Here is a 23,180-nt window from a genome sequence, read left to right as displayed (position 1 = left end):
CTCGCTGGCCCGCTCTCCCTTTAGTGTAGTTTGAGTCGTGGCTGCATGGCACGGCTGATTTTATCCATCAACCATATGATGCCGGTGCGGAACATGCCGTGCAGGGCCACCTGGTGCATCCGGTAAAGGGACAGGTAGAACATGCGGGCCACTTTGCCTTCGACGTACATGCTGCGGCCGGAAAGATTGCCCATCAGGTTGCCGACGGTGGTGTAGCGGCTGAAGTTGATCAGCGAACCATGGTCGTTGTACACGAAGGGAACCGCCTCACCATTGTCCAAGCGATTGCACAGAGTCTTGAACAGCGTGTCGGCCTGCTGGTGCGCTGCCTGGGCCCGAGGCGGAACCGGCCGGTCGGAATCCGGTTGCGGGCAGGCCGCGCAGTCGCCAAAGGCAAAGATGTCCGAATCCTGGGTAGTTTGCAGGGTCTGCTCCACAACCAGCTGGTTGCCCCGGTTAACCTCCAGGCCCTCAAGCTCCGCCAGGAACGCCGGGGCCTTGATGCCCGCCGCCCAGATGGTCATTTCCGAGGATAGTTCGGTCCCGTCTTTCATCACGACCGTATTCGGTCGCACCTCGCTCACTGGCTGGCCGGTCAGTACCTTCACTCGCTGGTGTTCCAGTTCCTTGGTAGCCGCCGCAGACAGCCGACCGGGCAGAGCCGGGAGAATGCGGTCGGCGGCCTCAATCACGGTAATGGAAACGTCCGAGGGCTGGAGATGGTTCATACCGTAAACTGGCAGCTCGCGGGACGCCAGTCGCAGCTCTGCGGCGAGCTCCACGCCGGTGGCGCCAGCCCCGATGATACTGATGTTCAGGGTGTGGTCGGCCCCCTGGAATGCCTCGTGATTCTTGCGCAAAAAGGCGTTGAGCATCAGGTTGTGAAAGCGCCGGGCCTGATCCAGGCTGTCCAGGAACAGGCAGTTGTCCTGGGCGCCGGGGGTGCCGAAATCGTTGGCGGTGCTGCCGACCGCGATGACCAGTGTGTCATAGGGGATGTGTCGCTCGGGAACCACTTCTGTGCCGTCGACATCGTGAAACGGGGCTATAACCACGTGTTTGTTCTGACGGTCCAGACCGCTCATTCGGCCCAGCTGGAATTCGTAGTGGTGTTTGCGGGCATGGGCGCGGTAGTTGATCTCGTTCGCGCTGGCATCCAGGGAGCCAGAGGCCACCTCATGCAACAGAGGTTTCCAGACGTGGGTCAGGCCGGCATCCACCAGCGTGATCCGCGCCTTGCGTTTTTTACCCAGTTTGTTGCCAAGGCTGGTAACCAGTTCGAGACCGCCGGCGCCACCGCCGACCACAACAATGTGATGAAGGTTATCCATAACAATCAGACCTGTAAGTGAAGAGAGCCAAGCACTCTTCAGGCAAGAATGCTTGGCTGTCCTCACTGTGGGGACCAGCCGTGTCGCCAGGACTCGGTCGGGAAACAGCGCAGGGTCTGAGCCGGGCGCTAATGTTAACGCGGCCCGGGCAGTGGGCACAATTCTACGGAAGTGCTCATACTTTCAGCCCCGGTGTGTGCTCTCTCACCGGGGCGCTGGAAGGGGAGGATCAGTGCTGGGTGCGGTATCCGTCGAGGATGGCTGCCATGTCGTCACCCAGATCCTTCATGGCTTGGGGATCCAGGAGGCGTTCACCCATGGATCTCAGGCCCATGATCTGCGCCTGAATAAGCCGGGCAATACGCCGGCTGTCTGCAGACTGAACCAGCTCACCTTTTACCCGGGCCTGCTCAACCAGGTCCGCAATGGAGTGCTCAATGGCAGCAAGAATGCTGTCGGCCTGCTGGGCCAGCTCCGCGTGGGTGTTTTTCGATTCCAGCAGTGTTTTCACAATCATGCAGGCCCGGGCGGGTGTCGCGTTCTGGTCGCCGCAACTACATGCGATGCCGCGCAGATAGTCCTGGAGACCGTCAACGATCGAATCATAACCTTTGAGGTGCACGGCCAATTCTTTTCCACCCTGTTCGGCGTAGGCGGCCAGTGCTTCTGAAAACAGCCCGTCCTTGCTGCCAAACGTGGCGTAAATGCTACCGGGGCGCATGTCCAGGGCCTGCTCGATCTGTTTCATGGAGCTGCCGTGATAGCCCTTCTCCCAGAACAGGCCAACGGCTTTTTCCAGGGCGGTCTTTCGGTCATAGCGTGCGTGTCTGGCCATAACAACACTTCACCATTGTCGTGTTTTGAATGACCACTCAATTATATCTTGAATGATCACTCAATAACAGTTAGCCTGAAGTTGAAATTGAGCAATTATTCAATAATGGAGTTGGCAATGACAGATTTTCCCCTGCATGACAAAGACACAGCACCGGAACAATCCAAACCCCTGCTGGATAACTCGCTCAAGGCTTTCGGCATGATCCCTGGCCTGCACGCCGTAATGGCGGAAGCGCCCGGCATCCTTGAGGGGTATCAGAAGTTGCACGAACTGGTGCTGGACAGCAGCTTTGATAACGACGAGAAGACCGTGGTTTGGCAGACGATCAACGTGGAAAACGCCTGCCACTATTGCGTTCCCGCACACACGGGGATTGCCAAATCCATGAAAGTGTCTGATGACATTACCAATGCTCTGCGGGACGAAGCGCCGCTTCCGAGCGAGAAGCTGGAGGCACTCAGAACCTTTACCCTCGCTGTCATGCGCAAGCATGGCAATGTCAGCAAGGAGGACCTGGATGCCTTCTATGAAGCCGGGTACCAGCATCGCCAGGTACTGGAAGTGATTCTGGTGTTGTCCCAGAAAGTGATGAGTAACTACGTGAACCACATCGCGGAGACGCCGGTGGATGAGCCGTTCAAGAGGTTTGAATGGCAGAAGAAGTAATCCGGGCTTTGCGGCAACGGAGCGGGTCAGCCCGCGTCCGTTGCCAGAATGTTCGCCTGTTTTGACCTCTTTTTACTCTCGAGGCGTTTATCGACGCACCGGGTGTCGTCTTCGAGAATAACCACGCACTCAAGGCACTGAATGCACTCGTCGTAGTCGATCCGGCCATCCTTGCGAATGGCATTGATGCCGCATTCGTTTTTGCAGTGCTGACAGGGGTTTCCACAGAGCTCAACCCGGTCCAGCCAGCTGAACAGCCGGAACCGGCCAAGCACCGCAAGGCCGGCACCCAGCGGGCACAGGTAACGGCAATAGAACTTGTGGATGAACATGCCGATCACCAGCAGGCCAACGGCATAGAGCACGAAAGGCCAGGAGCGCACAAAAAACAGGGTGATACTGGTTTTGAAAGGCTCCACCTCTGCCAGTTTTTCGGCGATGGTCAGGGAATAGAAAGCGGTGCCCACCAGAGCGAGCAGGATCGGATATTTGAGCAGGATCAGGCGCCGGTGCCATTGCTCGGGAACCTTGATCTGGCGGAACTTCAGTTTTTCGCCAAGCCAGGCGGCCATTTCCTGCAGGGCGCCAAAGGGGCAGAGCCAGCCACAGAAAAGGCCGCGGCCCCAGATGAACAGGGTGATGAATGTATAGACCCAGAGAATGAAAATGATCGGATCCAGCAGGAAGACGTTTAGGGAGAAACCGTCCCAGACTGCCAGGAACAGGGTGTAGATGTTAACCACCGAAAGCTGACCCTGGGCGTAGAAACCGATAAAGAACAGGGTGAAGAACAGAAATCCCCAGCGGAACCGGTGTACCAGCTTCGGGTTGCGGCTCAGGGTTTTCTGGCGGGCGAAAAACACGGTCAGAACGGTCAGGCCGAGAACCAGCAGTGAAATCTGCCACCAGCGTTCCTTCCAAAGGCCGATCCAGACTGGTTGACGGGTGTCCTCCGGGTTGGGAGCAATCTCGACGGCCTCAAACAGTTCTTCGTTGAACCGAACCGGGATATTCAGGGAGGTGCGGTCCACCATCAGGTGATTGCGGGCCAGTTCGACATTGAGCTTCAGGTTGGCGTCCGCTCCGGGGTTGAAGCCGGCGTTACCACCCACGCGGAACAGGTTCCCTGCATCGAACGATGGGATGCCAGCGGCCCGAAAATCGAGATTCTGATCCAGCAGGTTCAGGTCGCGCATTTCCACGGCCAGGTTGTTCTGGGTCAGACCAACACGGTCCGGAGAGCTGCCGGGTACGAACTCGCGGGAAACATGGGGAAAGGCGCCCCGGGACATGACCGCCAGAACCTGTGCGCCCTCGTCTATCCGTTGCATGAGGCGCTGGTAACCATCGTCGCCGAGCAGGTTCCGTCCCACCATGGGCGAATTGATGTAGGCGAAGAAAAGCTCGGTAAAAGGTTCGCCGTCTGCGGGCTGTATGTCCATGGGGTAGTCGGAAAGAGGCCGGCCCAGCTCGGCCTCGATGGACTCGGCGGTAATCTGCCAGTGTCCGATATAACCTCGGTCCAGGAGCTGCTGCCACGACAGTGGCTGGTAGAAATCCGGTTTTGCCTTTGTGGGCGCGCTCTGGGCAAAGCCCTCGAGTTTCTTGCGGGCCACCTTGAGAGCAGAAGAGAGTACGGTGTCGTTAATGATCAGCACCGAGACCGTGGCCTTGCTGACACCGTCAAAGTGCACGACGTTGCCTTCACTGGTTCGACCTGAACGGCTGGAATTGGAGGTGCTGACAATGATTTGCTCTTGTAACGAATGCCCTTCGTATTGGTCTACAAACTCGAACAGGGGAGCTTCGCCCAGGCCATGTAGAAAGACCGGCTCGTGGTGATTCAGGACTTTGATACCGGTAAAACGGCCTTTGGTGTCCAGACCAATCAGCATGCTTATCGGTTTGCCGGCAAAGCCCTGAAGGCGGCTGTGATCTATGGATTCGTAAGCATAGCCGAGCAGTTCCTGGAGTTGATACACCGGATACACTGGGAAATCCGGCAGCTTGTCTTCAATGATGGTTGCCGAGGGAAACAGCTCCTGGATCAGCGCCCGCTTGCTGTCTGACAGCTCGGCCTGGACCAGGGGCATAACAAACAGACAGGCAAGAAGGAGCACAATGCGCCCTGCCATGGGGTACTCCTGTGGTTCTTTTTGTTTGATCTTCCATGCTAGAGTTTTCGGCTCCGGGCTCAATGCGACCTCGGAGCCAGCTGACTGCTACTTTGTGAGGAGAAATGCCATGACCGACGCTACCTACACGCCGCCCAAAGTCTGGAAATGGGACTCCGAGAGCGGGGGGCGGTTTGCCAGCATCAACCGCCCGATCGCCGGCCCGACCCACGACAAGGAGCTGCCGGTTGGCAAGCACCCGTTGCAGTTGTACTCGCTGGCCACCCCCAACGGCGTGAAAGTGACGGTGATGCTCGAGGAGCTGCTGGAGCTGGGTATCAAAGACGCCGAGTATGACGCCTGGCTGATCAAGATTACCGAGGGCGATCAGTTCGGCAGCGGCTTTGTGGAGGTGAACCCCAACTCCAAGATTCCCGCCATGATGGACCACAGTGTCACCCCGTCCATCCGTCTGTTCGAATCCGGGTCGATTCTGCTCTACCTGGCGGAGAAATTCGGGGCCTTCCTGCCCAAGGACGTTGCCGGGCGTGCCGAAACCATGAACTGGCTGTTCTGGCAAATGGGCAGCGCACCCATGCTTGGTGGCGGCTTCGGTCATTTCTACGCCTATGCGCCGGAATACTATGAGTACCCGATCAACCGTTACACCATGGAGGTCAAGCGTCAGCTCGATGTACTGGACCGTCAGTTGGCAAACAACCGATACATCGCGGGCGACGAATACACCATTGCCGATATGGCCATCTGGCCTTGGTACGGCGCCCTGGTGAAAAACAAGGTGTATGACGCGGCCGAGTTCCTGGAAGCTCACACCTACACCAACGTGATTCGCTGGGCCGATGAGATCGCTCAGCGCCCGGCGGTCCGGCGTGGCCGGATGGTTAACCGGGCCTGGGGTGAGCCGAGCAGCCAGCTGCACGAACGCCACGATGCCAGCGATTTCGAGACCCGGACCCAGGACAAAATCGGGGACGGTGAATGAAGGTCGCGGTCTATTGTGGCTCCCGGTCCGGCAACGATCCGCTATACGCGGACAAGGCCCGGGAGCTGGGTGATTACTTCGGCCGTAACGGTATCGAGCTGGTGTTCGGCGGTGGTCACGTCGGCCTGATGGGTGTGGTGGCCGATGCGGTACTGGCGGCCGGTGGCCGGGTTCACGGGGTAATCCCGGAGCACCTGCGGGACCGGGAACTGGCCCATTCCGGCCTGACCGAATTGCATGTGGTCAAGAACATGCACGAGCGCAAGGCCCTGATGGCCGATCTGGCCGATGGTTTCGTGGCGCTGCCGGGCGGCATTGGCACCCTGGAAGAGCTGTTCGAGGCTTGGACCTGGGGTCAGCTGGGCCTGCACCACAAGCCTTGTGCCATCTACAACGTCAACGGGTTTTTCGATCCACTGTTGGCGATGGCGCAAACCATGGAGCAGGCCGGGTTTCTCAAGCAGCAGTATATCGACATGCTGATCCAGGCCGATCAGCCAGACACTCTGCACCGGGCTTTCCTGCACTATCAGAGCCCGGGAGAAAAATGGTCGTGACCGCTCCAGGGCCCGGCGCAGCCGGGCCCTATTCCTCGTTTTCCTTGGCTTTGCGAATAGCTTCCAGCTTCTCGTGCAGCAGGGCTTCCAGTTTGATCAGCTTTTCCCGGTTTTTCTCATTGGGCCGGTTGGTGTAGAGATCGACATAGGTCTTGGTGACCTCGCTCAGTACCGGATGAAGCTTTTTGTAGTCTTCCTCACTCATGGTCAGCACTCCTGATGAAAACAATGGACTCCATGACAGTAACTATGGATCATCCCCGGCAATCATCAAGGACCTGGATCAACTCCAGAACGGTTTTCCCCCTTATTCCATCCGGCTGACTTTGGCCATCAAGCGACGCCAGTCTATGGGCAGCCGGTTCTCCAGATCTGTCAGCACCGGGTCTTTCGGGTGTACGGACTGGAAGTGCTGTTTGCTGGCATAAACCACGGTGTTGTTGCTTTTGCTTCGAAAGCCCAGAAGCACGGCAAAATGCCTCCTCAGCCTTCGGAAGTAGGCGCCTTCGACATCCGGTGTTCTGTGGTAGTTCAGCACCAGCCAGCCGTCATCGGTTAACACACGGGCACATTCGTCCACGAACTGCTTCTGGGCCTGCGCCGGGCTCATCCGGTCTGCGTTATACAGGTCAGCGAGAACCATATCGGTGCTTGCGTCCGCCAGCTTTTCCAGGGCATCCCGGGCATCGGCAATGGTGACCTCAAGGCGCTCGCTGTCTGGCAAGTCGAAAAACTCTCTGGCCGTATCCAGTACCGCCTGGCGAAGTTCCACAGCGTGTATTCGGCATTCGGGATAGAGATGGTGAAATGCACCGGCCATGACACCGCCGCCCAGGCCCAGAATGGTCACGTGGCCGGGGTTGGCAAACACCGCCGGCAGCATCATGGCCCGGTTGTACTCGTGTACCGGCAGGTAGGGATAACGACGGTCGATCTTGCTCTGCTCGAATACCGAATTGAAGGTGAGTACCCGATGCTTACGGTAATCGACCACCAGGATGCTGCCCAGGGCATCCCGGGTGTGGTGGACAATCTCGCCTTTGTTGAACATGCCGGCTTACTGGCTGTGTTCTTCGAACAGACGTCGCACGCTGTCGTTTTTTGCCAGCGACCATGCAGTGTTACCGTTGCTGTCCTCGGCGTCGCGATCAGCACCTTTTTCGAGCAGCAGGCGCACGGTTTCCGGATGGCCGTGTTTGCTGGCCAGGATCAGCAGGGTCTCGCCCTCGCTGGTGCGCATGTTGACCGGGACTCCGGCATCAAGCATCACGCTGAGTGGCCCGGCTCCGCCGTTGCGGGCAAGCTCGAAAATACCCTGGGCAAAGGCAACCGCGTCCTCGTCTTTCCGGTTTGCGGGCTTTTGCGGCTTTCCGGGTTTCTGTTGGCTCATCGGGGCTCCGTGGTCAGTTGAATCGATTTTGTGTTAAAACCGTATTATCACAGAATGAGACTGTCCCAGACACAGTTAGTGAGCCAACGGCCCAAACGACAGGAGGCAACGCCGTGAAACTTCAGGTTCAAGGCATAGATGAAGGCCAGCCGATTCCCGAGAAATTCGCATTCGGGGTCTACAGTGAAGAAGACCATATGAGTTTTGGTCCCAATCGGAACCCCGAGATCGTCTGGGACGATGCGCCGGAGGGCACCAAGAGCTTCGTGGTGATGATGTTCGATCCGGACGTGCCCAGCGTCGCGGACGACGTGAACCAGGAGGGCAAGACGGTTTCAAAGGACATTCCGCGAGTCGACTTTTTCCACTGGCTGCTGGTGGACGTACCCGCCGGCACCAGTCGTATCCCGGAAGGCGAGGACAGTGATGGCGTCATCCCCAAGGGCAAGGCGCCGGGTCCCGGTCCCATCGGTATCCGTGGCGTGAACAACTACACCCAGTTCCTGGCTGGCAACCCCGACATGAACGGCACTTACGCGGGATACGATGGTCCCTGCCCGCCCTGGAACGATGAGATCATTCATCACTATCACTTCGAGGTGCACGCACTGGATGTGGATACGCTTGCCCTGGATGGTGAGTTCGATGGCAACGACGTGCGTGAGGCCATGGCAGGGCATGTGCTGGCCAGTGCCCGTGTAACGGGGACTTACACCCTGAACCCGGACCTGCGCTAACGGCTGTCCTTCCATGGTCCGGTAACCTGCGGGTTACCGGATTTCCCATTTCCTGCCAATGTTTCCCCTCTAAACGTCACAGAACTGTCTCTTCGTTGTCATTTGCCCGTCACCGGATCTTGCCAAGGTGTCAGCATCCGGACTGGTTGAAAGACGGGAGACACCATGCGGAGCTATCGGAGCGTTTTCATTTCCGACGTACACCTGGGCACGGCGGACTGCCAGGCGGAATACCTGCTGGATTTCCTGAGTCACGTACGCTGCGAAACGCTCTACCTGGTGGGCGACATCATTGACCTGATCGCAATGCAACGACGGGTGCATTTCCCCGATGCCCACCAGGCCGTTATCCACAAACTCATCGAACTGGCGGCCAGTGGAACCCGCGTGGTTTACGTGCCCGGCAATCACGACGATTTTCTGCGCCGGTTCTGCGGCCAGACCATCGCCGGCATAGAACTCCGATACAAGGCGGTGCATACCACCGCCGATGGTCGGCGGTTCATGGTCTGCCACGGCGACCAGTTTGATCAGGTGGTGCGCTGCAGCCCGTTGATGCTGCTGGTGGGTGACCGTGCCCACGGTCTCCTTCTGCGTTTGAACCGCTGGTTCAACGCCTGGCGTCGACTGAAGGGCAAGCCCTACTGGTCCCTGGCGGCCTGGGTGAAGAGCCGAATCGGCAAGGCCCGCACCTTTATCCGCCGGTTTGAACTGGCAGCGCTCACGGTGGCCGAGAAAGGTAACTACGACGGCTTCATCTGCGGCCACATCCACTCTGCCGGGTTCCTGCGCAGCGAAGAAGGACTTTACTGCAACGACGGGGACTGGGTGGAGCACTGCACGGCTCTGGTCGAGCAGGAGAACGGCAAGCTCGAATTGCTGCACTGGTCGGAGTCGCCGGTGGTGCTGGCAAAAGAGCCGGACGCTCCGAACCCGGATGTGTGCGGCGATGCCCGGCCGGTCATCGACACCCTGCCAACCGCGTTTGTGGAACAGGTGAACCGTCTGGCCAGCTAAAAAGACAAGCTGGGATCTCGCCTGCCTCTATGTATTCCTATCTTCGGGGCGACTGTGCGTTCCTTCCAGGTGGCCATTTTTCATAACGCCGCCGTATACCTTATACTCCCGTTCCCGTCCCGCCCTTCATAGGCTCTATGGCTGAACATACGACATCACAAACAAGCGATCTGACAGGCTCCGGTCTTGCAACCGATGGCGCCGGTCGTCGCGCCCACCGTTTCAGCGCCTGGACAGTCAGCACCTTCCTGATTGCGTTGCTGGTGGCCCTGCCAGTGCTGGTTATATTGGCCCACGTGTTTTTCCCGTCCGGTGAGGTCTGGGACCATCTGGTCAGTACCGTTCTCGGCAGATATCTGAGCAACACGGTGGTTCTGAGTCTCTCGGTGGCTATTGGTACCACCCTGATCGGCACTGCATGTGCCTGGCTGGTGGTCATGTGCCGGTTTCCCGGCAGGCGCCTGTTCGAGTGGGCGCTCCTGTTGCCGCTTGCCGTACCGACCTATGTGATTGCTTATGCCTACACCGATTTCCTGCAGTTCGCCGGGCCCTTGCAGAGTGCTCTGCGTGACTGGTTTGGCTGGCAGTATGGCGACTACTATTTCCCGGATATCCGGTCGCTGGGTGGTGCGTCACTGTTGATAACCATGGTGCTTTATCCCTACGTTTACCTGCTTGCCCGTGCCTCCTTCATGGAGCAATCGGTGAGCGCTCTCGATGTTGGTCGGACTCTGGGCCTTGGCCCGTGGCGCATGTTCAAGCGCATTGCCCTGCCGCTGTCGCGTCCCGCCATTATCGGTGGGGTCTCGCTGGTACTGATGGAAACACTGAACGAGTTCGGGGCGGTCCAGTTCTTTGGTGTAGATACCTTTACCACCGGTATTTACCGGACCTGGTTTGGTCTGGGAGAGCCGGTTGCGGCTGCCCAACTGGCCGCCTGTCTGCTGGTGTTCGTGGTGCTGGTGGTGGTTCTGGAGCGGGTGTCCCGAGGTGGCAGGCAATACCACACCTCGGCGCGCTATCAGGTCTTGCCGGAGTATTCGCTCACATCCGGACAGGCCGCGCTGGCTTTTCTGGTCTGTTTCCTGCCCATTCTGATCGGGTTCATTGTGCCTGCGCTCATCTTACTGGAGATGGCCATTACCACTGGCGATGCACTCTTCGGTACCCGTTTCCTGGAGTTTGCGTTCAACAGCTTTATCCTTGCATCGAGCGCGGCGCTGGTGGCCGTTGGTCTTGCGGTTATGCTGAGCTATGGGGCACGCCTGAATCCCAGTGCTTGGGTCAGGAGCGCCAACAGGGTAGCGGCCATGGGGTATGCCATCCCTGGTTCGGTTGTTGCGGTTGGCATCATGATCCCCCTGGCCTGGGCAGACCAGCAGTTGAATCTTTTTCTCCGGGACAGCTTCGGAGTTATGGTGGGGCTGGTACTTAGTGGCAGTGCATTTGTCCTGATCTACGCCTATACCGTGCGTTTCCTGGCGGTGTCGTTCAACACCGTCGAGGCCAGTCTCGGGAAAGTGACGCCGTCCATGGACGCAGCGGCCCGAACCCTGGGGCAAACGGCGGGTGGCACCCTGCGCAAGGTGCACACGCCCATCATGCGCAGCAGCCTGCTGGCGGCCGGCATACTGGTGTTCGTGGATGTGATGAAGGAACTGCCGGCCACGATCATTCTCAGGCCGTTCAACTTTGATACGCTGGCGGTGCGTGCCTACAGCCTGGCTTCCGACGAGCGGCTGGCGGAATCCGCCATGTCCTCCCTGGCCATTGTTGCAGTGGGCATCATCCCCGTGGTTATTCTCAGCCTGGCGATGCGCCGATCCCGTCCGGGCAGTGACCGGGGTTAACGCCAGGTTTCTGCCTCAAACAGGAACACCTGGGACATATCCAGCTCCAGGGAGACGGCCTGTCCTTCCTCTGGCAGAAACACTCCCGGCACCTTGGCGTGCAAATGCATCTCCTGACCGTCTGGTCCATGGGCACAAATATGCAACAGGCTGGTGGGCCCCAGCAGGCGGGACATAATGACATGGCTGGTGCGATCATCAGCGGCCTTTCCCTCCAGTGGCGTCACTTTGACGGCCTCCGGTCGAATCAGAATCCTGACATTCGCGCCTTCGTCGAATCGTGACGCGTCCAGTCGGCCCAGTGGCGTCGCTACCTGGCCGTCATGCACAATCCCGACGTGTTCATTCACCTGACCGAAGAAATTGACCACGAAGGGCTCCACGGGGTTGCAGTAGAGTTCCGTGGGCGAGCCGGTCTGCACAATTTCGCCGTTGCGCATCAGGGCGATCCGATCGGCCATGAACATGGCTTCCTCGGGGTCGTGGGTAACCAGGAGGGTTGCAGTGTTGAGCTCTTTCAACACATGCAGCGTGTCGTCGCGGATCTGATCGCGCAGGCGGGCGTCCAGGCTGGAAAAGGGCTCATCCAGCAGCATGACCCTGGGCGATGGGGCAAGGGCCCTGGCCAGGGCAACCCTCTGCTGCTGGCCGCCGGACAGCGTGTGCGGGTAAACGTTGGCGGATCCAGCCATACCCAGACGCTCCAGCAGATCCAGTGCGCGGGCCTGTTTCTGCTTCTTGGGCAGGTTGCTGATGCCAAAGCAGACGTTTTCCAGAACAGTCAGGTGAGGAAAGAGCGCAGACTCCTGGAAGGCAAGGCCGACATTTCGTTTTTCGGGTGGCACCTGGACGCCGCCGGGTGCCGAGACCAGCGACCGGCCCAGAAACACCTTGCCACTGGAGGGCATCTGAAGCCCTGCTGCAATGCGCAGCAGGGTGGTTTTGCCGCAGCCTGATGGCCCAAGCAGGCAAACCACCTCACCCGCTTCCAGGTGTAGACTGATGTCCCTGACAACGGTATCGCCATGGAACTGGCAATGAACACGGTCAAGCATGAGTGAAGGGCCCGACAGACCGTTTTCGAGTTGGTCATTGTAGGTGGGGCTTTGCTGATAAATGCTCATGTGCCGATCCAGCCTTCCGGTACAAACTTTGGTGACGACCACATTGTAATCTTGTTGCGTCTGATTGTGTATTGAATACGTAAAAGCGACTGATTCCTATTCATTGACTTCTACAGGAAAGTTGGGTCTAATCGCCGTAAATACAAATCGTTATCACCATTAATAACGCTCAACAACCAAGGAGATTGATCCCGTGGTATCTCATAAAGCGAAACTGGCGGCCTCTGCACTGGCGACAACTCTGGCGGCAACCAGTGTATCTGCGAGTGAAGTGAACCTGTACTCGGCACGGCATTACGATTCCGACCAGGCCATTTACAATGCCTTCACTGAGGAAACCGGCATCAAGGTTAACCTGATCGAAGGCAAGTCCGACGCTCTCATCCAGCGGATCAAGCGCGAGGGCGTCGCCAGCCCCGCTGATATCCTGATCACGGTTGATGCGGGCAATCTCTGGCGTGCTGACCAGGAGGGCATTTTTCAGCCGGTTGATTCTGAAACCCTGAACAGCCGTCTTCCGGACTCCCTGCGTCATCCCGAAGGTCACTGGTTCGGTTTCAGTCAGCGCCTGCGTGTGATCTACTACGATCGCTCTGATTTCGATCCGTCCCAGATCAGCCAATACGAAGACCTGGCAAAGCCCGAGTTCAAGGGCGAGATCTGCATCCGCTCTTCCAGCAACATTTATAACCAGTCCCTGCTGGCCAGCCTGGTCGAGTACCACGGCACTGAAGGCGCACAGGAATGGGCCCAGGGTGTTGTCGACAACATGGCCCGTGATCCCCAGGGCGGTGACACTGACCAGATTCGTGCCGTCGCTGCCGGTGAATGTAACCTGGCCGTGGGCAACCACTACTACTATGCGCGCCTGCTGAACTCCGACGATGTTGCCGATCGTGAAGTGGCCCGTGAGGTTGGCATTATCTTCCCGAACCAGGACGGCCGTGGCGTACACGCCAACATCGGTGGTGCCGGTGTGGTAGCCACAGCACCGAACAAGGACAACGCGGTTCGTTTCCTGGAGTTCCTGTCCTCCGATACCGCCCAGCAGATCTTTGCTGAAAGCAACCACGAGTTCCCTGCGGTAGAAGGCGTACTGAAGAACCCGGTACTGGACTCCTGGGGTAACCTGAACATTGATGACATCAATGTCAGCGTGCTGGGTACCAACAACCCGGAAGCGGTGAAGATCTTCGACCGTGTAGGCTGGCGTTAATTGTAATGCCGCAGCGCTGATTCGATAACAGTTTCGAACGGCTGCGTCCTGAAGGGCCGGGTGTCAGTATGGCATCCGGCCTTTTGCGTTCTGGAGGGCAATGGTATTGCTTACTGTTTTGGGTATAGCGCGTAGAATAGGCACATGACCCGTTCGCAGTTGGTTTTCCGTTTCTCCCTTCTGGCAATTATCGCGCTGCTGATGGCGGCGATCTGGTTTTTGCTGCGGAACCTCGGCATGCCCGCCAGTTTTACGCCGTCGGTGCTGTCCGACTGGTTTTCCAGCCAGGGCGCTCTTGGGCCGGTATTACTGATGCTACTGATGATTCTCGCGGTGGTGGTCGGCCCGATCCCCACCTTGCCGATCAGTGCAGCCTCTGGCCTGGTTTACGGTATGTTCCATGGGACAGTGATTGCAGTGGTTGGCGCCCTGGCGGGTTCGCTTGTCGCGTTTTATCTGGCCCGGGTGCTCGGGCGTGATGCTGTTCAGCAGAAGCTTGAAAACAATCCGGTATTCTCGGCTCGCGGTTCGCAGCGGTTCCTGTTCATCGCCGTTTTCCTGACCCGGCTCATTCCGCTGTTCTCTTTTGCACTGATCAGCTATGCAGCCGGCGTAACTGCCATACACCTGTGGCGGTATGCCCTGTCCACCTTGCTTGGAATGCTGCCGATGACGTTTGTGTTCGCCGGCCTCGGCCATACCTTCGAAATGAACCCCGCCTTGACTGTAGTTGCAGCTGGGACGGTTCTTCTGGTTATGAGCGCGTTGCCTTTGTATCTTCGCCGCCGCCCGCAATCCAGGCTTTCCCGCTGGTTACAGCTGGACGGTCGAATATAAGGGTACGCTCCCCATCACTCGTATCCGCCTTCCAGGTCCCATCCGATAGTTACGTTGAGCAAAGAAGACTAGCACGAGCTAACCTTATCGATATTGCCGAGTTAAACCCTCGATTTTCTCTGTAGGAGCCACTCTATGAGCAAGGTATGCGCAGTTCTCGGTGTAGGTCCCGGCAATGGTGAGGCGTTTGTTCGCCGGTTCAGTGAGGAGGGCTTTCAAGTGGCCATGTTGGCCCGTAGCGAGTCCTATCTCCTGGACCTGGAGGCTGCAATACCAGGCGCCAATGCCTTTCTCTGTGACCTGATGCAACCCGAACGGATTACCTCTGTATTGGCGGCGATTGAGAGCAAGCTTGGACCGATATCGGTGTTGCTTTACAACGCTGGCGGAGGCACTTTCAAAACCGTTGAGCAGGCCAGTCTTGAAGACTTCGAGGCAAACTGGCGGATCAACGTGCAGGGTCTGGTGGCCGCCACCAAGGCGGCGCTGCCCCAGCTCAGGCAGCATAAAACGGCAAGCATCGTTGTAACCAGTGCCTCGGCCGCAACCCGGGGCCGGGCGAACACGGCCCCATTTGCATCAGCCAAGGCGGCACAGCGCAGCCTGGCGCAGTCCCTGGCACGCCAGCTGGGGCCGGAGAAGATTCACGTGGCCAACGTGGTGATTGATGGCGTGGTGGACTTGCCACGAACGCGCGAAATGTTGCCGGATAAACCGGACGATTTCTTTGTGCAGCCTTCGGCCGTGGCGGAGGCAGTCTGGAGCCTTTGCCAGCAGAACCCCTCGGCCTGGACCCATGAACTTGATATCAGGCCGTTCGGGGAAAGCTGGTAGCAGAATTTACGAACCGTAGACCAGCGATTCGATATCCTGATACACGCTAGCGGCGTCCGTTAGCCTGGCAAGCCAACTGAGGGGAATGCCCGTCTCACCGCCCACCTCATCGATGGCTGCCATGGCGGGGCCAATTAGCCACGCCCGTCCGCAGGAGTCACCGCCACAATGAATGTTGGCGCGAATGGCTTCGGTGTAGCTGCGGGCGTGGGAGAGTATATGGAAACTGACCGGCATGGCTTCATGCAGATAGCAGGTTCGGCCGAAGCTTTCGCCGGCAGCTACACCATCCAGTTTTGAGGTCCTGCGGGCGCGCTCAAGGGAGTCCCGGTCCGGAGCCTCGGTCATGGCCGCATCCATTGATGCGGAGAGCCCCTCGCCCCGAAAGAGCCCATCCAGAAGCACCGCAGCGCACTTCGCCCAGGCGACGGCATCGTCGTTATGATTGGTCACCCGCACGGCCGCTTCCACGACATCCAGAAGGTTGCTGGTTCCGCAATGGGAGGCAACCAGTGGCGGCAGTTTGGACACCGCTGGAAGCTGCATATCATCGGCACCGCTTTCCCGCACCATATGGCGGTCAATGGTCTGTGCCAGGTGAATACCGGCCTCCTGCACTTCCGCTTCTTCATAGGTGAGGCTGATGGCCTCGCGTACCGGTTGGGCCAGTTGGTCGCCACTCAGCCGGCGGGTGTAGGGCATCACCTTCTGCACCAGCACCCGCTTCTGCTTCTCGGTAAGGCCATCCGGCATGCTGGATTGTGCTTTTTCGACCGCCTTGCGCTCGATCGCGTTGAAATTCTCAAGTGTTATCCGAGTCGGGTTATCTATGAAGCCCTGCCAGCGTCCGCCGGGCCCAAAAAAAGAACGGAACCGGCGCTGGTAATCGCGGATGTCCAGACTGCCGTTGCTGGCCAACAGGCTATTTGTGAGCACGCCGGTTGCGGCGCCGTAGTGACTCACATCACCGACCTGCTTGCCCTCATGGGCAAAATAGCCAAATCCCTTGGTGTAATAGTCGGCCCGTGGAGGCAGGAACTCGGGTGTCTGACCACCGACCTCCGCGATGCGTTCACTGCTATAGAGCCAGTGCAGACCCAGGCTTGCGGCGTCGGCGACCCAGCCGCCCGCCAGGGCAGCGGTGATGGCGGCTTTTTTATCGTGCGGGAGGTTAGCGGCCATAGGGGATCCTTGATGTTCGGTGTATCAGTCCGACCTTGAGGCTTATTCGATAACTTCGCTGATCTGGACCGTTGGCTGAACGTTGGTGAAGTTCGGGATGTCGCCAAGAATTTCTTTGGCGTGCGGCCCGAAGGCGGCCTGGAAATCGCCAACTGAATCAAAATACATGTGCCCCATGGCCATATAGGTAGGGCCCTCTCCAGGTGCTCCGCCCGAGAGTCCAGACTCAATTGCAGTTCGCTTGCAGGCATCTCCCAGCTTTTCCCGGACCAGCGCCATGTGCGTATCACGGTAGTAGGAAAGGTCAAAGCTGCTTTCGGCGGTTTTGGGATACATAACACTGACTTTGATCATTTCGACTCTCGGTTTGTAGAAGTTTGGGATCCTTCTTTTAGCGCCTCGCCCACTCGCTCGTCAATTCTGCGGATAAGCTCCTCATCTGCCTGTCCGGACGAAAGCGCTTTCATAAGCTCGGTACTCGCCCGCAGGTTGCCAATAAAGGTCCGGCAGTCCCTGCACATCAACAGGTGCATTTTCACCGACATTTTCTGGAAAACGGGCAGTTCGCCATCAATGTAATCGCTGGCGATAACCGCGAGATCCCTGCACATCAGCATTCGCCGGTCTCCTGAAAGGTTTCCACCATAAGAAAGATTTTCTGTCTGGCCCGGTGCAGAAGCACCCGCAAGTTAGAGGCACTGACATCGAGAATGTTACAGACATCATCGGATTTGTGCTGATGGGCTTCGTAGAGCATCAGGGCCGAGCGCTGGGCTTCCGGCAGAGCAGAGAGGTGTTTGTCCAGGCAATCACTGAGGGCGCCGTTTTCCATAAGGGTGTCGGCTGAGTCGTGAAACTGCAGTTTTGGGGGCAGATCCCATCGACCCTTGGCGTTAAACCGCTCCCCCAGTTCCGGCTCCAGGGCTTCTGAGAAATCCGTAGAGACCTCTCGTTTGGTTGAGCGAAGACGGTTCTTGCAGCGGTTGGCGACAATTCGATGTAGCCAGGTTTTCAGGCCGGACCGCCCCTCAAACTTTTGGACGGCATCAATAACTGTGACCCAACAATCCTGGACAATCTCTTCTGCACTGGAATTGTCCAGATAAAACCGGGCGACGGCGAGCATACCGGGAGTAAAAGTCCGCACTGCTTCTTTGTAGGACTGCTCGTTTCCGGTTTTCAGGCCCTCGATCAGGGCCTGCTCCTCGTTAAGAGCTGAATGGGCCATCGCTATCCCTTTAAGTGAGCAATTGTTCAAGAATAGCAGTAAGTTTCGAACGCGGCTGAAAAGTTCCCCACACTCGATGATTAGGATGCGTGATTAAATTGTTAGATATTCATGAGCATTCGTTGACACAATGCGTGGCTGAACGACGTACAACATCGTAAAGCAGGTAACGAAAACAGAACTGATGGCCTGATGTAACACTTTCAGAACTCGGGGGTCTCTTCGTTATCACGTTCAAGGTAGGAAGGACGATTTCATGACACTCAAGAAATGGATTCTGGTCGCGCTGATCGCGGCTGTGGTCACCGGGTTTATCGCCAGTGGCGGGAGTGAGCTCCTGACTCTCGAAAATCTGAAAGAAAACCAGCAGTCTCTCGGTAACTGGATTGATCAGAATCTGTTGGTTGCGGTGCTGGGCTTTGTCGCAGTTTATATCGTGGTAACGGCGCTTTCGCTCCCCGGTGCTACCATCATGACCCTGGCCGGTGGTGCCTTTTTTGGCAATCTCTACGGTCTGGCTGCCGTTTCGATTGCGTCAACCATCGGCGCCTCACTCGCATTTCTTGTGGCCAGGTTCCTGATGCGGGATACCCTGCGCAAGCGCTACGGCGAGACGGTGGCCAAGATGGACCGGGGCATTGAAAAAGATGGTGCTTTCTACCTGGCAACCCTGCGCCTGGTGCCGGTTTTCCCCTTCTTCCTGATCAACCTGGCCATGGGCCTGACGGCCATGAAGCTTCGCACCTACGCACTGGTAAGCTGGATTGCCATGCTGCCAGGCACCTTCGTGTATGTGAACGCCGGTACCCAGCTGGGCCAGATCCAGTCCACCGGCGACATTGTCTCGGCCGACCTGGTGTTGTCCTTTGCCCTGCTGGGCCTGTTCCCGTTGATCGCCAAGTTTGTGGTGGGCTTTATCCGCCGCCGGAAGGTGTACGCCGGCTGGCAGAAACCCGGGCATTTTGATTACAACCTGCTGGTCATCGGCGGTGGCTCAGCCGGTTTGGTCTCCGCGTACATTGCAGCTGCAGTGAAAGCCAAGGTGGCCCTGATAGAGAAACACAAGATGGGTGGCGATTGCCTGAATACCGGCTGCGTGCCCTCCAAGGCCCTGATCCGCAGCGCTAAAGCCGCGGATACCCTGCGCCACGCCAATCGGTACGGGCTGGAGTCGGTGCCGGTTAAAGGATCGTTCAAGACCATCATGAACCGGGTCAAGGATGTTATTGCGAAAGTTGAGCCCCACGACTCTCCGGAGCGCTACCGCAAGTTGGGAGTGGACTGCATTGCCGGCGAAGCCAGCTTTGTGTCGCCCTGGGAGCTTGAGGTCCGGCACAACGATGGCCGCACGGAGCGCCTGACCGCCCGCAGTATCGTTGTTGCTACTGGGGGCAAGCCGGCCGTACCTCCGATCCCCGGTCTCAAGGACATGCAGCCGCTGACGTCCGATAACCTGTGGGAGCTGGAAGAGCAGCCCGAGCGTCTGTTGGTGCTGGGCGGTGGTCCGATTGGCTCCGAACTCGCCCATGCGTTTGCCCGCCTGGGCAGCAAGGTGACTCAGGTGGAAATGGGCGAGCGCATTCTGGCCAGGGAAGATGAGGATGTCTCCGAACTGGTTCTGAAGCAGTTCCAGGCAGACGGCGTGGATGTCCGGCTGAAACATTCCGCCGCCGAGTTTCGTATAGAGGAAGGAGAGAAGGTTGCCTACTGCGAGCACGAGGGTGAGAGGGTACGCATTCCTTTCGATCAGGTGCTGGTTGCTGTTGGCCGTGCGGCCAACACCGCCGGCCTGAATCTCGAGCGGATTGGAGTGGATACCCTGCCCAACGGCACCGTGCCGGTGGAGGAGGACATGAGCCTGCGTTACCCGAACGTATTCGCCTGCGGCGACGTGGCGGGACCCTACCAGTTTACCCACGCCGCGGCGCATCAGGCCTGGTACGCAGCGGTGAATGGGCTGTTTGGACAGTTCAAACGGTTCAAGGTGGACTACCGGGTGATGCCGTGGGTTACTTTTACTTCGCCGGAAGTGGCGCGGGTAGGACTTAGCGAAGCCGAAGCAAAAGCGCAGGGTGTCGCCTACGAAGTGACCCGTTATGGTATCGACGACCTGGACCGGGCCATTGCGGAGAGTGAGGACCACGGCTTCATCAAGGTTCTGACCCCGCCGGGCAAGGACAAAATCCTGGGCGCCGTCGTGGTGGGCGCCCACGCCGGTGAGATCCTGGCCGAGTTCACCCTGGCGATGAAACACGGCCTGGGGCTGAACAAAATCCTGGGCACCATTCACCCCTACCCGACCTGGAACGAGTCGGCCAAGTACGCCGCCGGTGAATGGAAGCGCGCTCATGCCCCCGAAGGCATCCTGAAGCTGCTGGAGAAACTGCACGGCTGGCGCCGTGGGAAAAACACGAATACACCGAGGAGCATTTATGCCCCTGATTGAAACCAGAACGGCCCGGAAACAACGCATTCCGGCCGTGGAAGTCCTGGAACCCCGGGCCCGCGACAGCTGGACCCACACCCGCAACGGAGACCCGCGTGGTTACATTGATGCCGACAAGCTCAAAGAGCTCTGGATCCACACCGGTACCGCCTGCAACCTGGCCTGCCCGTTTTGTCTGGAGGGGTCGCACCCCGGCGATGGCCGCATTCCGGGCATGAAACTGAGTGACGTAAAGCCGTTTATCCACGAAGCCATCGACATGGGCGTGGAGCAGTTTTCCTTCACCGGTGGCGAGCCCTTCGTAATCCGCGACTTCGTCAATATCCTGGACTACGCCAGCCAGCACCGGCCCTGCTTCGTGCTCACCAACGCCACCGAGCCGCTGCACAAACGCCAGCATCAGGTGTTGCCATTGTTGGACAACCCCTACCCGATCCATTTCCGGGTCAGCCTGGATTTCCCCGACCGGGCCCGGCACGACAAGGACCGTGGCGATGGCAGCTTTCATGAAGCCCTTCAGAACATCCGTTGGCTGATTGAGCAGGGCTTCAAGGTGTCCATTGCCCGCCAGACCGACCCGGAAGAAATTCCCTCGGACGTCGAAGCCGCGTTCCGTGAGATCTTCCGGGAATGGGGCATTCCGGAGGACCTGGCGTTTACCGCGTTTCCGGATCTGGGGACGCCGGGCTCGGAAGACGGAAGCCCGGAGATTACCGAGACGTGTATGGAGAAGTATCCGACGAAGGAATCCCGGTCGCACTTTATGTGCACCTATACGCGGATGCTTGTGAAGAAGGGCGATCAGGTTCGGGTGTATGCCTGCACGCTGGTGGATGATGACCCGCAGTATGACCTGGGGGGGACGCTGGCTGAGAGTATGGATGAGCGCATTATGTTGCGGCATCACCGGTGTTTTTCCTGTTACCGCTTTGGGGCCAGCTGTTCGGCTCCTGCCTGAGTTTTGGTTCTGGGCCTCTTAGGACTGATGGCTGGTCATTGGCGGCCTGGGAGGTGAGATTATTTTCCCTTGGGAAAAACAACTCGCTTCGCTCAGACATCTTTTTCCTGGCGGGAAAATAATCTCACCTCCCCGACCGCGGATAGGACTTTGCCATTCGTTTGTTTGATGGGAAGAAACGAAAGAAAAACAGGATCGAGAGAAAGAGTTGGCTAAGTGGTTTGAAGGCTGATTCCTTCGCCGGGGAAACCAGAACAAAAGTTGAACAAGGGGCAGGCCGGATGGGGTTTCAAAAAATGTGGAGCGCCAGGGATGGCGCGACCAAGCCCCCCATGGATGGGTTCACGGGCGTTTTTTTGAAACCCCATCCGGCCTGTCCCGAAAGGCACCCAAACCAGAAACCCCGGAATAAGCCCCGGAAGACGAGAAAGAACAAAGGAAAGAAAACATGAACTTCACAGAGGCCTCCCTGTTCTGGGGTTTCCTGCTGGTCTACGGCGTGGTGATGTATGTGCTGTCGCCCAAGAGCAAGAACGCGAACTCTTTCTATAAGGGCGCCGATGACCAGGGTAACCCGGTGGGTCAGTGGTCGCTGACGGCGAGTATTTTCATCAGCTGGATTTTTGCCAAGTCGGTGACCAACGCGGCGAACCTGGGGGCGGCTTATGGTGTGGTGGGCGGTCTGGCTTATGCCAGTTACTGGCTGTCGATTCCGGTGGCGGGCTATGTCATCTACCTGATCCGGACGCAGACCGGGGCCAAGAGTCTGCAGGATTTCCTGACTTCCCGGTTTGGTCGGCTGGCGAGCCTGGCGTTTGCGGCGGCGATTCTGATCCGTTTGTATAACGAGGTCTGGAGTAACACTGCGGTGGTGGGCGGCTATTTCGGGCTGCCCGGTGAGTGGGAGTATTACGCGGCGGCGATGTTGTTTACGGTGTTTACGCTTGCCTACAGCCTGAAGGGTGGGCTGCGGTCGTCGATTTTTACCGATGTGATTCAGGCGTTCGTGTTTGTGTTCTTTGTGGGGGCGGTGTTGTTCCTCATCATCCCCGCCAACGATACCAGTGCCCTGCTGACCAACGGCGAGTTCCGGCTTAATGCCGGGTTTGATCTGCTGTTGGTGGCGTTGCTGCAGCTTTTCAGCTATCCGTTCCACGATCCGGTGCTGACCGACCGGGGCTTTGTGAACAAAGAAAAGACCATGCTCAAGAGCTTTGTGGTGGCCGGGCTGCTGGGCTTCGTGGCGGTGTTTATCTTCAGTCTGGTGGGTGTCCATGCCCGGCTTAACGGCATTGAGGCCATGGGTAACGCGCCCGCGGCAGTAGGTCAGTCTCTGGGGCTGGCGGCGTTGTTCTTCATGAGTGTGGTGATGATGACCTCGGCCGGTTCCACTCTGGATTCCACCTTTACCTCGCTGGCCAAGTCGCTGGCGGTCGATCTGCCCCGGCTGGCGCAACGTGCCTCTGACAAGCTGCCGAGTATGAGGGTGGGTGCTGTGGTGATGGTGATCTTTGCGTTCCTGGGTAACCTGCCGATGTTTGCCGGTACCGATATCCTCAAGGCCACCACTATCTCCGGGACGATGGTGATGGGCCTGGCGCCGGTGTTCCTGTTCTACGGTTTCACCAAGTGGTCGCCCTGGAGTTTCCATTTGAGTTTCTGGACCGGTCTGGGCCTGGGAGTGTTGCTGGCGGTTGGTCTGATTCCAGCAAGCTGGGCCATTGGCGATGGCAAGTACGCCATGTTGCTGGGCGTGAACGCCTATGGCTTTCTGATCTGTACGGCCGGCTTCTTTGCGCCCCTGTTGCTTCGACGGCTTGCCGGGCGCTCCCTGGCAGCGGGTGAGGCCTGA

Annotated in this window: 23 protein-coding genes; 12 read left to right on the top strand and 11 right to left on the bottom strand. The window is 58.2% G+C overall.

Annotation, left to right across the window (positions count from 1 at the left end):
* Window positions 1-20: 20 nt before the first annotated feature.
* Together WA411_RS02115 and WA411_RS02110 are read right to left on the bottom strand one after the other, a co-directional pair.
* The gene (locus WA411_RS02115; RefSeq protein WP_291905135.1) at window positions 21-1,331 is read right to left on the bottom strand and encodes an NAD(P)/FAD-dependent oxidoreductase; all 1,311 of its coding nucleotides are present in this window, start codon (window positions 1,329-1,331) and stop codon (window positions 21-23) included.
* A 229-nt stretch (window positions 1,332-1,560) separates the two neighbouring features.
* Window positions 1,561-2,166, bottom strand: coding sequence for a TetR/AcrR family transcriptional regulator (locus tag WA411_RS02110; RefSeq protein WP_291905137.1), 606 nt, complete (start codon window positions 2,164-2,166; stop codon window positions 1,561-1,563).
* 117 nt (window positions 2,167-2,283) lie between these two features.
* On the opposite strand from WA411_RS02110, the gene WA411_RS02105 reads away from it, so the two are divergent.
* Complete coding sequence (locus tag WA411_RS02105; protein ID WP_291905140.1) at window positions 2,284-2,835, top strand: carboxymuconolactone decarboxylase family protein; 552 nt, start codon at window positions 2,284-2,286, stop codon at window positions 2,833-2,835.
* 26 nt (window positions 2,836-2,861) lie between these two features.
* Here WA411_RS02105 and WA411_RS02100 read toward each other — a convergent pair whose 3' ends face one another.
* Window positions 2,862-4,970 carry a NosR/NirI family protein gene (locus WA411_RS02100; protein WP_153634202.1) on the bottom strand — a complete coding sequence of 703 codons (2,109 nt, stop codon included), beginning with the start codon at window positions 4,968-4,970 and terminating at the stop codon, window positions 2,862-2,864.
* Window positions 4,971-5,079: 109 nt separating this feature from the next.
* On the opposite strand from WA411_RS02100, the gene yghU reads away from it, so the two are divergent.
* Both yghU and WA411_RS02090 read left to right on the top strand, forming a co-directional pair.
* Window positions 5,080-5,952, top strand: a complete 873-nt coding sequence (yghU, locus tag WA411_RS02095) for a glutathione-dependent disulfide-bond oxidoreductase (RefSeq protein ID WP_069182518.1) — start codon at window positions 5,080-5,082, stop codon at window positions 5,950-5,952.
* The gene (locus WA411_RS02090; protein ID WP_136631457.1) at window positions 5,949-6,509 is read left to right on the top strand and encodes a TIGR00730 family Rossman fold protein; all 561 of its coding nucleotides are present in this window, start codon (window positions 5,949-5,951) and stop codon (window positions 6,507-6,509) included. Before yghU ends, WA411_RS02090 begins: the two co-directional genes overlap by 4 nt.
* A gap of 28 nt (window positions 6,510-6,537) precedes the next feature.
* Here WA411_RS02090 and WA411_RS02085 read toward each other — a convergent pair whose 3' ends face one another.
* The 3 genes from WA411_RS02085 to WA411_RS02075 form a co-directional block, all read right to left on the bottom strand.
* A complete protein-coding gene (locus tag WA411_RS02085) occupies window positions 6,538-6,714 on the bottom strand; it encodes a hypothetical protein (RefSeq protein ID WP_228290042.1) in 177 nt (58 codons plus the stop codon).
* 102 nt (window positions 6,715-6,816) lie between these two features.
* Complete coding sequence (locus WA411_RS02080) at window positions 6,817-7,560, bottom strand: spermidine synthase (RefSeq protein ID WP_153634204.1); 744 nt, start codon at window positions 7,558-7,560, stop codon at window positions 6,817-6,819.
* Between the two features lie 6 nt (window positions 7,561-7,566).
* A complete protein-coding gene (locus WA411_RS02075) occupies window positions 7,567-7,899 on the bottom strand; it encodes an ankyrin repeat domain-containing protein (protein WP_136631455.1) in 333 nt (110 codons plus the stop codon).
* 113 nt (window positions 7,900-8,012) lie between these two features.
* On the opposite strand from WA411_RS02075, the gene WA411_RS02070 reads away from it, so the two are divergent.
* The 3 genes from WA411_RS02070 to WA411_RS02060 all read left to right on the top strand — a co-directional run bounded on the left by WA411_RS02070 (window position 8,013) and on the right by WA411_RS02060 (window position 11,503).
* Complete coding sequence (locus tag WA411_RS02070; protein WP_136631454.1) at window positions 8,013-8,636, top strand: YbhB/YbcL family Raf kinase inhibitor-like protein; 624 nt, start codon at window positions 8,013-8,015, stop codon at window positions 8,634-8,636.
* A gap of 165 nt (window positions 8,637-8,801) precedes the next feature.
* The gene (locus WA411_RS02065) at window positions 8,802-9,653 is read left to right on the top strand and encodes a UDP-2,3-diacylglucosamine diphosphatase (protein ID WP_069182523.1); all 852 of its coding nucleotides are present in this window, start codon (window positions 8,802-8,804) and stop codon (window positions 9,651-9,653) included.
* Window positions 9,654-9,790: 137 nt separating this feature from the next.
* On the top strand, window positions 9,791-11,503 hold the full coding sequence (locus tag WA411_RS02060) for an ABC transporter permease (RefSeq protein WP_291905161.1): 1,713 nt from the start codon (window positions 9,791-9,793) through the stop codon (window positions 11,501-11,503).
* Here the strand turns inward: WA411_RS02060 and WA411_RS02055 are convergent.
* Window positions 11,500-12,627, bottom strand: coding sequence for an ABC transporter ATP-binding protein (locus tag WA411_RS02055; protein WP_291905163.1), 1,128 nt, complete (start codon window positions 12,625-12,627; stop codon window positions 11,500-11,502). The genes WA411_RS02060 and WA411_RS02055 overlap by 4 nt on opposite strands.
* Before the next feature lie 193 nt (window positions 12,628-12,820).
* Between WA411_RS02055 and WA411_RS02050 the strand changes: the two genes are divergently transcribed.
* The 3 genes from WA411_RS02050 to WA411_RS02040 all read left to right on the top strand — a co-directional run bounded on the left by WA411_RS02050 (window position 12,821) and on the right by WA411_RS02040 (window position 15,514).
* Window positions 12,821-13,843, top strand: a complete 1,023-nt coding sequence (locus WA411_RS02050; RefSeq protein ID WP_136630440.1) for a Fe(3+) ABC transporter substrate-binding protein — start codon at window positions 12,821-12,823, stop codon at window positions 13,841-13,843.
* A 144-nt stretch (window positions 13,844-13,987) separates the two neighbouring features.
* Window positions 13,988-14,680 carry a TVP38/TMEM64 family protein gene (locus tag WA411_RS02045; RefSeq protein WP_291905165.1) on the top strand — a complete coding sequence of 231 codons (693 nt, stop codon included), beginning with the start codon at window positions 13,988-13,990 and terminating at the stop codon, window positions 14,678-14,680.
* Window positions 14,681-14,815: 135 nt separating this feature from the next.
* On the top strand, window positions 14,816-15,514 hold the full coding sequence (locus tag WA411_RS02040; RefSeq protein WP_291905166.1) for an SDR family NAD(P)-dependent oxidoreductase: 699 nt from the start codon (window positions 14,816-14,818) through the stop codon (window positions 15,512-15,514).
* Between the two features lie 6 nt (window positions 15,515-15,520).
* Here the strand turns inward: WA411_RS02040 and WA411_RS02035 are convergent, their stop codons facing one another.
* The 4 genes from WA411_RS02035 to WA411_RS02020 are packed head-to-tail and all read right to left on the bottom strand — an operon-like array spanning window position 15,521 to window position 17,924.
* Window positions 15,521-16,696: an ADP-ribosylglycohydrolase family protein gene (locus WA411_RS02035; RefSeq protein ID WP_291905168.1), complete on the bottom strand. Its 1,176-nt coding sequence runs from the start codon at window positions 16,694-16,696 to the stop codon at window positions 15,521-15,523.
* 42 nt (window positions 16,697-16,738) lie between these two features.
* Window positions 16,739-17,050, bottom strand: a complete 312-nt coding sequence (locus WA411_RS02030) for an EthD family reductase (protein ID WP_291905169.1) — start codon at window positions 17,048-17,050, stop codon at window positions 16,739-16,741.
* Window positions 17,047-17,313 carry an anti-sigma factor family protein gene (locus tag WA411_RS02025; RefSeq protein WP_291905171.1) on the bottom strand — a complete coding sequence of 89 codons (267 nt, stop codon included), beginning with the start codon at window positions 17,311-17,313 and terminating at the stop codon, window positions 17,047-17,049. The genes WA411_RS02030 and WA411_RS02025 overlap by 4 nt, the downstream gene beginning before the upstream one ends.
* A complete protein-coding gene (locus WA411_RS02020) occupies window positions 17,307-17,924 on the bottom strand; it encodes an RNA polymerase sigma factor (RefSeq protein ID WP_209399311.1) in 618 nt (205 codons plus the stop codon). The genes WA411_RS02025 and WA411_RS02020 overlap by 7 nt, the downstream gene beginning before the upstream one ends.
* 256 nt (window positions 17,925-18,180) lie before the next feature.
* On the opposite strand from WA411_RS02020, the gene WA411_RS02015 reads away from it, so the two are divergent.
* The 3 genes from WA411_RS02015 (at window position 18,181) to WA411_RS02005 (ending at window position 23,180) form a co-directional block, all read left to right on the top strand.
* Window positions 18,181-20,370: an FAD-dependent oxidoreductase gene (locus tag WA411_RS02015; RefSeq protein WP_291905173.1), complete on the top strand. Its 2,190-nt coding sequence runs from the start codon at window positions 18,181-18,183 to the stop codon at window positions 20,368-20,370.
* A complete protein-coding gene (locus WA411_RS02010; RefSeq protein ID WP_291905174.1) occupies window positions 20,357-21,328 on the top strand; it encodes a radical SAM protein in 972 nt (323 codons plus the stop codon). Before WA411_RS02015 ends, WA411_RS02010 begins: the two co-directional genes overlap by 14 nt.
* A gap of 448 nt (window positions 21,329-21,776) precedes the next feature.
* Window positions 21,777-23,180 (top strand): sodium:solute symporter family transporter, encoded by a 1,404-nt coding sequence (locus WA411_RS02005; RefSeq protein WP_153634210.1) that lies wholly within the window; start codon window positions 21,777-21,779, stop codon window positions 23,178-23,180.

The organism is Marinobacter sp. CH_CUG1437-1 (assembly GCF_037029655.1).
GTDB lineage: Bacteria > Pseudomonadota > Gammaproteobacteria > Pseudomonadales > Oleiphilaceae > Marinobacter > Marinobacter salsuginis.
Note: the sequence above shows the minus strand (reverse complement) of the source record. Positions and strands in the feature narration are given on the sequence as shown.

Excerpts from the sequence above, each read along its gene's own strand:
- yghU (WP_069182518.1), top strand. The coding sequence starts at position 5,080 with ATGACCGACGCTACCTACACGCCGCCCAAAGTCTGGAAATGGGACTCC.
- WA411_RS02075 (WP_136631455.1), bottom strand. The coding sequence starts at position 7,899 with ATGAGCCAACAGAAACCCGGAAAGCCGCAAAAGCCCGCAAACCGGAAA.
- WA411_RS02030 (WP_291905169.1), bottom strand. The coding sequence starts at position 17,050 with ATGATCAAAGTCAGTGTTATGTATCCCAAAACCGCCGAAAGCAGCTTT.
- WA411_RS02045 (WP_291905165.1), top strand. The coding sequence starts at position 13,988 with ATGACCCGTTCGCAGTTGGTTTTCCGTTTCTCCCTTCTGGCAATTATC.
- WA411_RS02035 (WP_291905168.1), bottom strand. The coding sequence starts at position 16,696 with ATGGCCGCTAACCTCCCGCACGATAAAAAAGCCGCCATCACCGCTGCC.
- WA411_RS02105 (WP_291905140.1), top strand. The coding sequence starts at position 2,284 with ATGACAGATTTTCCCCTGCATGACAAAGACACAGCACCGGAACAATCC.
- WA411_RS02080 (WP_153634204.1), bottom strand. The coding sequence starts at position 7,560 with ATGTTCAACAAAGGCGAGATTGTCCACCACACCCGGGATGCCCTGGGC.
- WA411_RS02040 (WP_291905166.1), top strand. The coding sequence starts at position 14,816 with ATGAGCAAGGTATGCGCAGTTCTCGGTGTAGGTCCCGGCAATGGTGAG.
- WA411_RS02090 (WP_136631457.1), top strand. The coding sequence starts at position 5,949 with ATGAAGGTCGCGGTCTATTGTGGCTCCCGGTCCGGCAACGATCCGCTA.
- WA411_RS02010 (WP_291905174.1), top strand. The coding sequence starts at position 20,357 with ATGCCCCTGATTGAAACCAGAACGGCCCGGAAACAACGCATTCCGGCC.
- WA411_RS02020 (WP_209399311.1), bottom strand. The coding sequence starts at position 17,924 with ATGGCCCATTCAGCTCTTAACGAGGAGCAGGCCCTGATCGAGGGCCTG.
- WA411_RS02110 (WP_291905137.1), bottom strand. The coding sequence starts at position 2,166 with ATGGCCAGACACGCACGCTATGACCGAAAGACCGCCCTGGAAAAAGCC.
- WA411_RS02015 (WP_291905173.1), top strand. The coding sequence starts at position 18,181 with ATGACACTCAAGAAATGGATTCTGGTCGCGCTGATCGCGGCTGTGGTC.
- WA411_RS02100 (WP_153634202.1), bottom strand. The coding sequence starts at position 4,970 with ATGGCAGGGCGCATTGTGCTCCTTCTTGCCTGTCTGTTTGTTATGCCC.
- WA411_RS02115 (WP_291905135.1), bottom strand. The coding sequence starts at position 1,331 with ATGGATAACCTTCATCACATTGTTGTGGTCGGCGGTGGCGCCGGCGGT.
- WA411_RS02025 (WP_291905171.1), bottom strand. The coding sequence starts at position 17,313 with ATGCTGATGTGCAGGGATCTCGCGGTTATCGCCAGCGATTACATTGAT.
- WA411_RS02055 (WP_291905163.1), bottom strand. The coding sequence starts at position 12,627 with ATGAGCATTTATCAGCAAAGCCCCACCTACAATGACCAACTCGAAAAC.
- WA411_RS02060 (WP_291905161.1), top strand. The coding sequence starts at position 9,791 with ATGGCTGAACATACGACATCACAAACAAGCGATCTGACAGGCTCCGGT.
- WA411_RS02085 (WP_228290042.1), bottom strand. The coding sequence starts at position 6,714 with ATGAGTGAGGAAGACTACAAAAAGCTTCATCCGGTACTGAGCGAGGTC.
- WA411_RS02005 (WP_153634210.1), top strand. The coding sequence starts at position 21,777 with ATGAACTTCACAGAGGCCTCCCTGTTCTGGGGTTTCCTGCTGGTCTAC.
- WA411_RS02065 (WP_069182523.1), top strand. The coding sequence starts at position 8,802 with ATGCGGAGCTATCGGAGCGTTTTCATTTCCGACGTACACCTGGGCACG.